At 72.0% G+C, this 13,204-nt stretch carries 11 protein-coding genes; all 11 read left to right on the top strand.

Features of this window, described 5'->3' with window-relative positions; genetic code table 11:
* The first annotated feature begins 92 nt into the window (after positions 1 to 92).
* Positions 93 to 1,055, top strand: coding sequence for a protein kinase (locus tag AABA78_RS33330; RefSeq protein ID WP_338269387.1), 963 nt, complete (start codon positions 93 to 95; stop codon positions 1,053 to 1,055).
* Between the two features lie 326 nt (positions 1,056 to 1,381).
* Entirely contained in the window at positions 1,382 to 2,032 is a 651-nt protein-coding gene (locus AABA78_RS33325; RefSeq protein ID WP_171416280.1) for a cytochrome c3 family protein, read from the top strand.
* On the top strand, positions 2,020 to 5,169 hold the full coding sequence (locus AABA78_RS33320; RefSeq protein WP_338269385.1) for a TAT-variant-translocated molybdopterin oxidoreductase: 3,150 nt from the start codon (positions 2,020 to 2,022) through the stop codon (positions 5,167 to 5,169). The genes AABA78_RS33325 and AABA78_RS33320 overlap by 13 nt, the downstream gene beginning before the upstream one ends.
* Positions 5,166 to 6,590, top strand: a complete 1,425-nt coding sequence (gene nrfD, locus AABA78_RS33315) for an NrfD/PsrC family molybdoenzyme membrane anchor subunit (RefSeq protein WP_338269384.1) — start codon at positions 5,166 to 5,168, stop codon at positions 6,588 to 6,590. The genes AABA78_RS33320 and nrfD overlap by 4 nt, the downstream gene beginning before the upstream one ends.
* The gene (locus tag AABA78_RS33310) at positions 6,587 to 7,117 is read left to right on the top strand and encodes a DUF3341 domain-containing protein (RefSeq protein WP_338269382.1); all 531 of its coding nucleotides are present in this window, start codon (positions 6,587 to 6,589) and stop codon (positions 7,115 to 7,117) included. Before nrfD ends, AABA78_RS33310 begins: the two co-directional genes overlap by 4 nt.
* Complete coding sequence (locus AABA78_RS33305; RefSeq protein ID WP_338269380.1) at positions 7,114 to 7,983, top strand: c-type cytochrome; 870 nt, start codon at positions 7,114 to 7,116, stop codon at positions 7,981 to 7,983. Before AABA78_RS33310 ends, AABA78_RS33305 begins: the two co-directional genes overlap by 4 nt.
* A gap of 436 nt (positions 7,984 to 8,419) precedes the next feature.
* On the top strand, positions 8,420 to 9,610 hold the full coding sequence (locus tag AABA78_RS33300) for a hypothetical protein (RefSeq protein ID WP_338269379.1): 1,191 nt from the start codon (positions 8,420 to 8,422) through the stop codon (positions 9,608 to 9,610).
* A complete protein-coding gene (locus tag AABA78_RS33295; RefSeq protein ID WP_338269377.1) occupies positions 9,607 to 9,966 on the top strand; it encodes a hypothetical protein in 360 nt (119 codons plus the stop codon). Before AABA78_RS33300 ends, AABA78_RS33295 begins: the two co-directional genes overlap by 4 nt.
* On the top strand, positions 9,963 to 10,994 hold the full coding sequence (coxB, locus tag AABA78_RS33290; RefSeq protein ID WP_338269375.1) for a cytochrome c oxidase subunit II: 1,032 nt from the start codon (positions 9,963 to 9,965) through the stop codon (positions 10,992 to 10,994). The genes AABA78_RS33295 and coxB overlap by 4 nt, the downstream gene beginning before the upstream one ends.
* Positions 10,975 to 12,582, top strand: a complete 1,608-nt coding sequence (locus AABA78_RS33285; protein WP_338269373.1) for a cbb3-type cytochrome c oxidase subunit I — start codon at positions 10,975 to 10,977, stop codon at positions 12,580 to 12,582. The genes coxB and AABA78_RS33285 overlap by 20 nt, the downstream gene beginning before the upstream one ends.
* Positions 12,572 to 13,201, top strand: coding sequence for a cytochrome c oxidase subunit 3 (locus tag AABA78_RS33280; RefSeq protein WP_338269371.1), 630 nt, complete (start codon positions 12,572 to 12,574; stop codon positions 13,199 to 13,201). The genes AABA78_RS33285 and AABA78_RS33280 overlap by 11 nt, the downstream gene beginning before the upstream one ends.
* Positions 13,202 to 13,204 lie beyond the last annotated feature (3 nt).

Genomic DNA, 13,204 nt, shown 5'->3' with positions numbered 1-13,204 from the left:
CCGCGTGCCCGGGTGTCGGGAGTCGCAGGACCCGTGGCGTAGGACCGCCTGGGTTGACGTCGCAGGTTGGATGTGTTGGGTTGGAGGGTGCCATGTCCGTGCTTCCGTTCGCCTCCCGGCTGCCCGCGTTCGCCCCCCTGCATCCGCTGGGGAGGGGCCCGCTGGGCGAGTGGGTGTCCCTGGTGTGGCCGCTGGAGCAGGGGCCCGTCGAAGCGCGCCCGCTGGTGGTGAAGACGTTCCTGCTGGCGTCGGGACTGGCGCCGGAGACGCGGCGTCCGCTGGAGGAGGCGCTGACGCTGGCGGTGCCGCTGCGGCATCCGGGCATCGCGAGGCTCCACGGCTTCCAGGTGGACGCGCGCGACACGCTGACGGTGGTGTCGGACTACGTCCCGGGCTGTTCGCTGGCCACGGCGCGCAGGCGCGTGATGGGGCGTGGGGCGCGGCCGTCGGAGGCGTTCGTGTGTCACGTGGGCGCGGAGGTCGCGGGCGCGTTGCAGGCCGCGCATGGCGCACGCGTGGTGCACGGGGACGTGCGGTCGCACCGCATCCGCGTGGGGCCCCGGGGTGAAGTGACGCTGACGGACTTCGGGCTGCGGCCCGCGCGTCCGCTGCTGCGCCGCTTCACGTCGCCGTCGCGGCCGGACGTGGTGGAGCTGCCGGTCCGCGAGGACGCGGTGGGCTCGCCGGTGGAGGCGCGGGAGGACGTGCGCGCGCTGGGGCGGGTGTTGCTGGAGCTGGTCGTGGGGAACGCGGTGGTGCCGGAGGACGCGGCCGGAGTGGACGCGGCGCTGGGTGACGTGTCGCCCGCGCTGCGGGACGTGCTGCGCGGGGTGCTGCTGGACGCGCCGCGAGAGACGGACTCCGCCGCGTGGCTCCAGGCGGCGCTGCGCGACTGCATGGCGCGCGGCATGACGTGTCACGGGCAGGAGGCGGTGGTGCGCGAGCTGGCGGCGTTGCCGGGCGCGGGGCCGCTGTCGCCGGTGGACGTGTACGTGGGCGCGGCGTCCGTGATGACGGCCTCCGCGCCCGTGCGCGAGCGCCCGCTGCGGTCCTGAGGGGCCGGTGCGCTGCTTCGTGGAGCCGCGCGTCGGGCCCTGGCCCGAGGCCGCGCGTGCCCCGGGCTCATCGCGTGGGGTTGCTTCGCGGAGGACGGCGCGCTCGTGGACGCCGCGCCTCCGCCCGTCCGCGAGCACCGGGCACCGAGCCTCGCGCGCTCGCGGGCTGTACCCGCGGACGGGCCTCCTGTGAGTTGGCCAACGCCTCCCTCCCAGGGCGTGTGAAACGCGACGGGGTGTGAGCGGGCGGCTGGTGGTTCCCTTGAAGCCGCGCCCACAGTCGCGCGCGCCTTCACGGAGGCCAACACGCAGGACGGAGGAGGGCCATGGCTCCGCTGTTCCGCCCCGGGACTGACTCGGTGCTTCGGGCGTTCATCGCCCTGGCCTTGGGTGTGCCCGCGGTGTCGTTGGCGGGGCTGCTGCTGCTCGCGCGCAATCCCCTGGGACGCGGTTCGTTCACGCCCCACGAGCAGCCCCTGCCGTTCGACCACCGGCACCACGTGGGCGACGAAGGCATCCCGTGCGGCTACTGCCATGAGGGCGCGTGGCGTTCGCCGGTGGCGGGCGTGCCGCCCACGCAGCGCTGCCTGGGGTGCCACGCGCAGGTGTGGAACGAGAGCGCGCGCCTGGAGCCGGTGCGTGCCAGCGGCTTCGACGGCACGCCGCTCCCGTGGAACCGGGTGCACGCGCTGCCGGACTACGTCTGGTTCAGCCATCAGATCCACGTGAACAAGGGCGTGGGCTGCGTCACCTGCCACGGGCGCGTGGACACCATGCCGGCGGTGCAGCAGGTGGCGCCCCTCACCATGGGCTGGTGCCTGGACTGTCACCGCGACCCGACGCCGTGGCTGCGCCCCGTGTCCGAGGTCGCGAACCTCACCTGGCGCCCTCCTGGCGACGCGCGGGAGACAGGCCGCGCCGTGCAGGCCGCGCTCGACGTGCACCCCCGGACGGATTGCAACACATGCCACTTCTGACCGACCCTCCCGCGCCGCCGGCAGTCCCAGACGCGCCCGGGACGGACGCGGTGCGTGCGTGGCGCAGCCTGGAGGAGTGGCACGCGGGAGGCCCCGTTCACGAAGCGGTCTCTCGTGAGCATCCTCCCGGCGCGACGCTTCCGCCCGAGGGCCTGGCGCGGCGCACCTTCCTGCAACTGGCGACCGCGTCCCTGGCGGCGGCGGGCTTCAGCGGGTGCTTCCGTCAGCCGCCGGAGAAGATCCTCCCCTATTCGCAGCCGCCGGAGGGGCTGACGCCCGGCGTGCCGCTGCACTTCGCCACGGGGCTGGAGTGGAACGGGCGCACGGTGGGGCTGGTGGTGGAGAGCCACGAGGGCCGGCCCACGAAGGTGGAGGGCAACCCGCTGCACCCCGCGAGCCTGGGCGCCGCGGGTGTCTTCGAGCAGGCCGCGCTGCTGGGACTCTATGACCCCGCGCGCGCGAAGACGGCGCGGCTGAACGGCGTGGAGGCCGCGTGGAGCACCGTTCGGGACGCGCTGCGCAAGCAGGCCGAGCGCGAGGATGGAGGCGCCGGGCTGCGCTTCCTGGTGGAGCCCACGGGCAGCCCGCTGGTGCAGGCGCTGTACGCGCGCATCCAGGAGCGCTTCCCCCGGGCGCGGATCATCCCCTGTGGCGCGGCCCTGGCGGACGGGCGCAGGGAGGGCACTCGGCTGGCGTACGGCAGGGTGCTGGACGTGGTGCACGACGTGGGGCGCGCGGTGGTGGTGGCGCTGGACGACGACTTCCTCTCCACGTCCCAGCCCGGCAACCTGCGCGCGGCGCGGGACTTCGTGCGCGCACGCAAGCCGGAGGCGATGAACCGGCTGTGGGTCGCGGAGAGCACGCTGACCGTCACGGGCGGCTTCGCGGACGAACGGCTGCGGCTGCGGCCGTCGCAGGGCGTCGCGTTGATACTCGCGCTGGCGGCGGAGGTGGGCGCGGGGCTGGGGAAGGGCGCATCCGGAGGCACGGACGCGAACGCTCCGGCGAACCCCACGAACGGATCCGCCGCGACAGGCGGACCGCGTCCGCGTGTGACGGATCCACTGGCCGCGAGGCTCGCGGAGCTGCGCGTTCCGGCCACCGCGCTGACGGACGCGCAGCGCGCCTGGGTGCGCGGCGCGGCCAGGGACCTGCTCGCGCACCGAGGCCAGGGCCGGGTGACGGTGGGCGCGCGGCAGCCGCCGCTGGTGCATGAGCTGGCGTTCGCGGTGGACGAGGCGCTGGGCAACACGCCCCGGCTGCTGGAGCCCGTCGCGCTTCCAGAGGGCGGCCCGGAGGCGCTGAACTCACTCAGGGGCGAGCTGTTCGATGGACGGGTGGACACGCTGATCATCACGGCGTGGAACCCGGTCTGGACGGCGGTGTGGGACTCGGGCTTCACGCAGAACCTGGAGCGCGTCCCCTTCCGCCTGTACCACGGCCTCCACGAGGACGAGACGGCAGCGCGCTGCACCACGTTCGTCCCCGCGACGCACCCGTTCGAGTCCTGGCGCGATGGCCGCGCGCCGGATGGCACCGTGTCGATTTCACAGCCGCTCATCGCGCCCCTGTTCCCCGGCGCGGTCTCAGAGGTGGAGCTCCTGAGCGTCTTCGCGGGACTGGAGGCCCAGAGCCCTTACGAGCTGCTCAAGTCCCTTTGGCGCGAACGCGCGGGGGCGCCATCGGACTTCGAGGCGCGCTGGGAGGCGTGGCTCGCGGATGGCGTCATTACCGGCACGCAGGCTCCCCCCGCGCGGGCCGTGCTGGACGCCGCCGCGGTGATGGAGGACGCGCTGGAGGTCGCGGGGCTGGGGCCCTTCCGCATCGTCCAGGACGCACCAGACATGCGGGCGATGGCGCGGGCAAGCCACCTGGCGGAGAAGCCGGAGGGCCTGGAGCTGTCGCTGGTGCTGGACTCGCGGCTGTACGACGGCCGCTTCGCGGGCAACGCCTGGCTCCAGGAGCTGCCCGACCCGGTGACGAAGCTCACCTGGGGCAACGCCGCGCTGCTCTCCCCGGCCACCGCGCGCGCCCTGTCGCTGGAGAAGGGAGACGTGGCGCGGCTGGAGGTGCTGGGGCAGGCGGTGGAGGTGCCCGTCCTGGTCCTGCCCGGCCAGCCGGACGACACGGTGACGCTGGCGCTGGGCCACGGCCGCGAGCGCGTGGGCCCGGTGGGGCAGGGCGTGGGCGTCAATGCGTACGCGCTGGGGTCCCGGAACATGCCCTGGGGCGCGGCCACCGTGAACCTCACCCGCACGGGCCGGCACCACGCGCTGGCGCTCACGCAGGAGCACTGGAGCATGGAGGGACGCCAGCTGGCGCTCCAGCTCCCGCACGAGGCCTTCCACGCGAAGCCCCAGGCACTCCAGCCGCTCCAGGAGGACGGCGAGCGGCTCTACCCGCCCTCCGCGCTGCTGAAGAGCGACCGCCATCAGTGGGCCATGGCCATCGACCTGCACCGCTGCACGGGATGCAGCGCGTGCATGGTGGCCTGCCAGGCGGAGAACAACGTGCCGGTGGTGGGGCACGACGGCGTGCTCAAGAGCCGGGAGATGCACTGGCTGCGCATCGACCGGTACTTCCTGGGCGACCCGGACGACCCGGGCTTCATCACCCAGCCCGTGGCGTGCGTGCACTGCGAGGCCGCGCCCTGCGAATACGTGTGCCCGGTGAACGCCACCGTCCACTCGGACGAGGGCCTGAACCAGATGGTCTACAACCGCTGCATCGGGACGCGGTACTGCTCCAACAACTGCCCCTACAAGGTCCGCCGCTTCAACTACCTGGAGTATCAGCAGCGAGACCCCCTCACGCGCCTGCGCCAGAACCCGGACGTCACGGTGCGCTCGCGCGGGGTGATGGAGAAGTGCACGTACTGCGTGCAGCGCATCGAACGGGCCCGCGCCGTCGCGCGCTCCGCCCACCGGGACGTGCGTGAAGGCGAGGTCCGCACCGCCTGCCAGCAGGCCTGCCCCACGGAGGCCATCACCTTCGGGGACCTGCGCGCGCCGGAGTCGGCGGTGCGCCGCGCGCACGAGGACCCCCGGCACTACAAGCTGCTCAACTCCCTGGGCACCCGGCCTCGCACGGTGCACCTGGTGCGCCTGAAGAACCCGGCGCCGAAGGGAGGCGCATGAGCACGGCCGACCCGCAGGTGCCCGCGCCCGGGGATCCGCTCGCCGAGCACCCGATATTGGAAGGGCGCCACTCCGACCGCGCCTACAGCGAGTCGCTGCTGGCCTTCGTGCACCGCCCCGCGGGCCGGACCTGGTGGGTGATGCTGGGCTTCGGGCTGGCCGGGACCGCGCTGCTGACGGTGGCCATCTGCGTCACCCTCTTCGTGGGCGTGGGGACGTGGGGCAACAACATCCCGGTGGCGTGGGCGTTCGGCATCACGAACTTCGTGTGGTGGATCGGCATTGGCCACGCGGGGACGCTCATCAGCGCCATCCTGCTGCTGTTCCAGGAGAAGTGGCGCGGCTCCATCAACCGCTTCGCGGAGGCGATGACGCTCTTCGCGGTGACGTGCGCGGGGCTCTTCCCGCTGCTGCACCTGGGGCGGCCGTGGAAGTTCTACTGGCTGGTGCCGTATCCCAGCAGTCTGCGGGCGTGGCCGCAGTTCCGCTCGCCGCTGACGTGGGACATCGCGGCGGTGGGGACGTACCTCACGGTGTCGCTGCTGTTCTGGTTCGTGGGGCTGATTCCAGACCTGGCCACGGCGCGCGACACGGCGAAGACGCCCCGCGCGCGCTTCTGGTACGGGGTGGCGAGCCTGGGGTGGCGCGGCTCGGCGCGGCACTGGCGGCAGTGGCGCACGGGCTACCTGCTGCTGGCGGGGCTGGCCACGCCGCTGGTGGTGAGCGTGCACACCATCGTGTCCTTCGACTTCGCGGTGGCGCAGCTGCCGGGCTGGCACACGACCATCTTCCCGCCGTACTTCGTCGCGGGCGCGGTGTTCAGCGGCTTCGCGCTGGTGCTCACGCTGCTCATCCCCGCGCGCAAGGCGCTGGGCATCGAGCACGTGGTGACGCCGCTGCACCTGGACAACATGGCGAAGGTGCTGCTCGCGACGGGGTGGATGGTGACGTACGGCTACGTCCAGGAGCACTTCTTCGCCTGGTTCAGCGCGAACCCCTTCGAGATGCACGCCACGCAGGCCGAGTTCTTCGGGCCGTACGCGCCGCTGTTCTGGATGCAGATCTTCTGCAACGTGGGGGTGCCGCAGCTGTTCTGGTTCTCCCGGCTGCGCACGAACGTGGCGGTGCTGTGGGTGGCGGCGCTGCTCATCAACGTGGGGATGTGGACGGAGCGCTTCCTCATCGTGGTGGCGTCGCTGAGCATGGACTTCCTGCCGTCGTCCTGGGCGGCGTACCGGCCCACGTGGGTGGACTGGAGCCTGCTGGGCGGCACGGTGGCGTTCTTCGGCACGGCGTTCCTGCTGTTCCTCAAGTACGTGCCGGCCGTGTCCGTGAGCGAGATGAAGGAACTCCAGCGCGAGGTGGACGCGTCGCTCCAGTTCCGGCGCGAGCAGGGCACCCGGCCCGGCGGTGCGCCATGAGCCGCCACTGGGTGCTGGGAGAGTTCGCGTCCAGCGACGCGCTGGTGGCCGCGCTGAAGGCCCTGCGGGAGAGGGGCTTCGAGCAGCTGGACGCGCACACGCCGTTCCCGGTGGAGGAGACGTTCGAGGCGCTGGGGCTGAAGCGCTCGAGGTTGCCGCTGCTGGCGCTGGGCGCGGGGCTGGGGGGCGCGGTGTTCGCGTACGTGACGCAGTGGTTCACCAACGCGGTGGACTATCCGTTGGACGTGGGCGGCCGGCCGCTGCACAGCGTGCCCACGAACCTGCCCATCACGTTCGAACTGGCCGTGCTGAGCGCGGCGCTGATGGTCTTCGGCGCGCTGATGGTGCTCTTCGGCTTCCCGCACGTGACGCACCCGGTGTTCGACGTGGAGTCCTTCCGCAGCGCGTCCGTGGACGGCTTCTGGGCCAGCGTCGCGGTGGACGGCGATGACGCGCCGCGGGTGGAGGCCGCGCTGCGCGAGCTGGGCGCGCGGCAGGTGTCGGTGGTGGCGGAGGGGGCGCGATGACGCGCTGGGCGCTCCTGGCGCTGCTGGGCGGGGTGGCCGCGTGTGACGACACGGACCCCATGGCGTCGCAGCCGCGCGCGGAGGCGTTCAAGGCGAGCGCGTTCTTCGAGGACGGCCGCGCCATGCGGCCCCTGGTGCCGGGGACGGTGGCGCAGGAGTGGCGCAATCAGGAGGACCCGGCCTCCAGCCAGGGGCTGACGGCGGAGGGACGGTGGCTTCAGGCCGTGCCGGTGCCGCTCACCCGGGCGCTGCTGGAGGAGGGGCGCACGGCCTATGAGACCTGGTGCGCGGTGTGCCACGGGCTGACGGGAGATGGGGACGCCATCGTGGCCAGGAAGATGCCGCAGCGCCGGCCGCCCGGGCTGTTCGTGCCGCACGACCACGCGGGACAGGTGGTCTACGGCGTCGCGGAGGGCGAAGCCCCGTACACGGGCACGCAGGCCGTGACCGCGAGGGTGGGGCCGGACGCGTTCCCGCTGCCCAGGAGGGTGGACGACGAGGGCGCCGTGAGGGACACGGCCGACGCGGGGCGGCCCGGAGCGCCGGGCCCCGGGGTGACGGTCAGCGCCGCGGACGCGGCCCGGGCCCGGGAGCACGCGCTCGTCGGACCGCGAGGACTCGCGATGGAGGGGCGGCTCAATGAGCGCTCCACGACGGGAGCGCTGCCGCACCCGCAGGGCTTCTACTTCGAGGTCATCTCCCACGGCTTCGGCGTGATGCCCGCCTACGGCCCGCAGCTCACGCCCCAGGAGCGCTGGGCCGTGGTCGCGTACCTGCGCGCCCTGGGCCGCAGCCAGAGAGCACCGCTCACCGCCGCTCCCCCCGAAGTGCAGGCAAGGCTGCGCCAGGAGGTTGGATCACCATGACGCCTCCCTGGACTCCCAAGGTCTACACCCACCGTCTGACAAGGCAGTCCAAGAGGCGCGCCGGGAGCAGCAGCCCGAGCTGCCCAAACCTGTCCGACAGTCGGACAGGTTCTCGCGGCCCAGGTTCAGCGGAAGCCTCCGTCCAACCAGGCGGTCCAAACTGGTCCGACAGTCGGACCGGTTTCCAAGGTGCGCCACCGACGGGGAAGCCCAGCCGGGTTGCCATCTCGGCATCCTCAGCGCAGGGGAGCCGTCCGAGCTGTCCAAACTGGTCCGACAGTCGGACCGGTTTCCAAGGTGCGCCGCCGCCGGGGCGCCACTGCTGGGCTCTCATCTTCTCATCCGTAGGGACGGCCGCTCTGCACGAGGGCCTGGCCCCTGCGTCCTTCGCTGCCTCCGCCGCTCGGTTGCGAGCCGGTGAGGAGGTCCGCGCGCCATGACGCCTCCCGTGCTTCCACGCTTCGAGGGCGGACGGCGCGCGCTGGGCCTCAGCGCGGCGCTCGGGGTCGTGGGCCTGGGGGCCACCGCCGTCGGCGCCTTGCTCGACGTGCGTCAGGCCCTGGCGGGCTACCTCTTCGGGTTCACCTACTGGCTGGGGCTGAGCCTGGGGGCCCTGTTGCTGCTCGCCTCCTTCCACGCGTCCAAGGCGCGCTGGCCCGTGGTGCTGCGCCGCGCGCTGGAGGTCACGGCCGCGCTCGCGCCGCTGTTCCTGCTGCTCTTCGTGCCCCTCGCGCTGGGGATGCGGCACCTGTTCCCGTGGGTCGCGCCCTCCGCGAACCTGGGCGCGCACACGTTGGAGGTGCTCGACCACCGGCGGCTCTACAACAACGTGCCCTTCTTCCTGGTGCGCGCGGTGCTGTACTTCCTCACCTGGGGACTGGTGGGGGCCCTGCTGTACCGCTGGTCCGTGCGGCAGGACGCGACGGGCGACGTGCGCTGGACGCTGTGGCAGCGGCGGCTGGGCGGGGGCTCGCTGCCCGCGCTGGGGCTCACGTTCTCCTTCATGACGCTGGACTGGATGATGTCGCTGGAGGCGACGTGGCAGTCCACCGTCTACGCCGCCTACGTCTTCTCCGGCGCCTTCGTGGGCGGGCTCGCCCTGATGATCGTCGCGGGGGCGGCCACCCGGGACACGCGCCACTTCGGCAGCCTGCTGTCCCCCGGCCACTACCACCGGCTGGGCACGCTGCTGTTCGCCTTCATCTGCTTCTGGGCCTACATCGCCTATTCGCAGCTCATGCTCATCTGGGTCGCCAGCCTGCCGGAGGAGGTGAGCTGGTACCGCGTCCGCCTGGAGGACGGCTGGGGCGCGCTGTCGCTGGTGCTGCTGCTGGGCCACTTCGTCATCCCCTTCGCGCTCCTCTTGTCGCGCGAGCTCAAGGCGCGGCCCCGGGCGCTGGCGGCCGTGTCGCTGTGGATGCTCGGGATGCACGCCGTGGACGTGGCGTGGCTGCTGTTCCCCTCGCTCTTCCCGGAGGCCGTCGTCATCCCGTGGACGGCCTTCACCGCGTGGGTGGGGATGGGCGGGGTGTCCGTGGCGGCGGCGATCTGGCTCTCGCGCGGCGCCTATCCCGTGCCCGTGGCGGATCCCTACCTCGTCCACTCGCTCCAGGTGCGCCCGCCATGAGCGAATCCCGCCCACCCCCTCCAGAGCTGGAGCGGCTGCCCACCGCGTGGCTGCTGCGCGTCGGCGCCGTGGCGCTGTCGCTGCTCGCGGCGGCCAGCGTCGCGGCCTGGGCCCTGTGGGTCCTCTGGCGCCCCGGAACCGAGCGGCCCCTCCCGGTTCCCCCGAGCACCCAGCAGATTGGCATGCTGGATCAGCCCCCCTTCTCGCTGGACCGGAGGGCGGACGCGCTCAAGGCCCGGCAGCGCGAGCGGCTGGAGGGCTACGGCTGGGTGGACGTGGACGCGGGCGTCATCCACCAGCCCATCGACGCGGCCATGCGGCAGCTGCTCTCCGAAGGCGAAGGGGGCGCGCGATGAACGAGCTGCTGCGCCGCCTCTTCTTCCTCCCGGAGCAGGGCTCCACCTTCGCCGTGAAGGTGGACCACCTGCACTTCGTCCTGCTGCTCACCACGCTCGCGGTGGCGGTGGGCATTGGCGCCGTCGGCCTCTTCTTCCTGGTGCGCTACCGCCGGCGCACGGCGTCGGACGCCACGCCGCGCGTGGTGGCGGCCCCGTGGATGGAGGGGCTGTTCATCGGCGTGCCGCTGTCGCTGTTCCTGCTCTGGTTCGTCCTGGGCTTCCAGCAGTTCGTCTGGGTGATGAGCCCGCCCCAGGACTCGCTGGACGTGTACGTCACCGGCAAGCAGTGGATGTGGAAGTTCACCTATCCCGGGGGCCCCAGCGCCATCGACACGCTGGTGGTGCCCGCGGGCCGACCCGTGCGGCTGCTGCTCACCTCGCGCGACGTCATCCACTCCTTCTACGTGCCGGACTTCCGCATGAAGCGCGACGCGGTGCCCGGCCGCTACACCGACCTCTGGTTCGAGGCGCCGAAGCCCGGCCGCCACCAGGTGCTGTGCGCGGAGTACTGCGGGCTGGACCACTCGGTGATGCGCGGCGAGGTGGTGGTGCTGTCGCCCTCGGACTTCGACGCGTGGCAGGACGCGCAGCGCCGCAACCTCCCCGTGGCCGCGCTGCCCGGCGCCCGCACCCCGGAGTCCATGGCCGTGCGGGGGGAGCGCGTCGCCGCCGCGCAGGGCTGCCTGCAATGCCACACGGTGACGGGCGCGCCGCACATCGGCCCCACGTGGCTGGGGCTGTACGGCCGGCGGGAGCCGCTGGAGGGCGGCGGCGCCGTGCTCGCGGACGAGGCGTACCTCACCGAGTCCATGATGGATCCGCTGGCGAAGGTGGTGGCCGGCTACGCGCCCGTGATGCCGGGCTACCACGGCCGGCTGAGCGCGGAGGACTCCGGCGCGCTCGTGGAGTTCATCAAGTCCCTGCGTCCCCTGCGCCCGGGCGTCACCGCGGCCGAGGAGCCCGTCTATGTCCCCACCGGCCGCTGAGTCCTACCTGTCGGACGGGCGCACCCTGTGGTCGTGGCTCACGACGCACGACCACAAGCGCATCGGGGTGATGTTCCTGGGGCTGACGCTGTTCTTCTTCCTCGTGGGCGGCCTGTTCGCGCTGGCGCTGCGCATCGAGCTGCTCACGCCGGGCCGCACCATCATGGGGCACCTGGCGTACAACCGGATGTTCACGCTCCATGGCGTCACCATGGTGTGGCTGTTCATGATTCCGGCCATCCCGTCCGCCTTCGGCAACTTCCTGGTGCCGCTGATGATTGGCGCCAGGGACGTGGCCTTCCCCCGGCTCAACCTGGCGTCCGTGTACCTCTACGTGCTGGGCGCCAGCGTCACGCTGTGGGGCATGTTCGAGGGCGGCGCGGACACGGGCTGGACCTTCTACACGCCCTACAGCACCACGACGGGCACGGCGGTGCTGCCGGTGCTGGTGGGCGTGTTCATCATCGGGTTCTCCACCATCCTCACCGGGCTCAACTTCATCGCCACGGTGCACACGCTGCGCGCGCCGGGCCTCACGTGGATGAAGGTGCCGCTGTTCGTCTGGGCCATCTACGGCACTGCCATCATCCAGGTGCTGGCCACGCCGGTGCTGGGCATGGTGCTGCTGCTGGTGGCGCTGGAGCGGGTGGTGGGCGCGGGCATCTTCGACCCCGCGCGCGGAGGGGACCCCATCCTCTTCCAGCACCTGTTCTGGTTCTACAGCCACCCGGCCGTCTACATCATGGTGCTGCCGTCCATGGGCGTCATCAGCGAGGCGGTGAGCGCCTTCAGCCGCAAGAACGCCTTCAGCTACCGGATGATTGTCTACTCCACGCTGGGCATCGCGTTCGTGGGGTTCTTCACCTGGGGCCACCACATGTTCGCGTCCGGCCAGTCCACCTTCGGCTCCGGCGCGTTCGGCGCCATGTCCATGCTGGTGGCCATCTTCACGGCGATAAAAATCTTCTCCTGGCTGGGCACGCTCTACCGGGGCTCCATCGCCATCGAGTCGCCGCTCATCTACACGCTGGGGTTCATGTTCTTCCTCTTCTTCGGGGGGATGATTGGCGTGGCGTACGCGACCACGTCGTTGAACCTGCACTGGCACGACACGTACTCGGTGGTGGCGCACTTCCACTTCATCATGGTGGGGGCCACGGTGATGGCGTTCCTGGCGGCGCTGCACTACTGGTTCCCGAAGATGTTCGGGCGGTGCTTCCCCGCGAAGCTGGCCAACGGCGCGGCGGTGTTGATCATCTTCGGCTTCATCGCCACGTTCGTGCCGCAGTTCCTCCTGGGGAACCTGGGGATGCCCCGGCGGTACGCGGACTATCCGCCGCATTTCCAGTCGCTGCACGTGGCGTCCACGGCGGGCGCGTCCCTGCTGGCGTTCGGGTTCGTGGCCATCGCGTTCTACCTGGCGTGGAGCCTGCGCCACGGCGCGGTCGCGGGGGACAACCCCTGGGGCAGCGAGGGCTTCGAGTGGAGGAGCGCCTCCCCGCCGCCCACGCACAACTTCCACGTCACGCCCGAGTACCCCACCGGCCCGCACGAGTACGCGCGGGAGGAGGTGCCGCATGCCGCCTGAGGCCGTGACCGGGCACTGGGGCTCCGAGGACGCGCGCAAGCAGGCGGCGTACCTGGGCATGTGGGTCTTCATCGCGACGGAGGTGCTGCTGTTCGCGGGGCTGTTCACGGCCTATGGCGTGTATCGCTCGGTGTACCCGGAGGCGTTCCGCGCCGCGCAGCTCACGATGGAGGTGGGGCTGGGTACGCTGAACACGTTCCTGCTGGTGTCGAGCAGCATCCTGGTGGCGCTCGCGGTGCACGCGGTGCGGGGGGCCCGGCCGGGGCTGGGCGGCGCGCTGCTGCTGGCGGCGGCGCTGCTGGGCGTGGTGTTCCTGGCGGTGAAGGGCGTGGAGTACGCGCACCACGTGAAGGAGGGAGGGCTGCCGGGGGACGCGTACCGGTTCACGGAGGTGCCGCGCGTGGGGGCGAGCCTCTTCTTCACGCTGTACTACCTGCTGACGGGCTTCCACGCGCTGCACGTGACGGTGGGCGTGAGCGTGCTCACGGTGCTGGGCGTGCGGTCCGCGGCGGGGGCGTTCGGGCCGGAGTACGCGACGCCGGTGGAGCTGGGCGGCATGTACTGGCACCTGGTGGATGTCATCTGGCTGTTCGTCTATCCCATCCTGTACCTGTCATGAGGA

It is taken from the genome of Corallococcus caeni, assembly GCF_036245865.1.
GTDB classification, from domain to species: Bacteria; Myxococcota; Myxococcia; order Myxococcales; family Myxococcaceae; genus Corallococcus; species Corallococcus caeni.
This window is presented reverse-complemented; position numbering and strand designations above follow the sequence as displayed.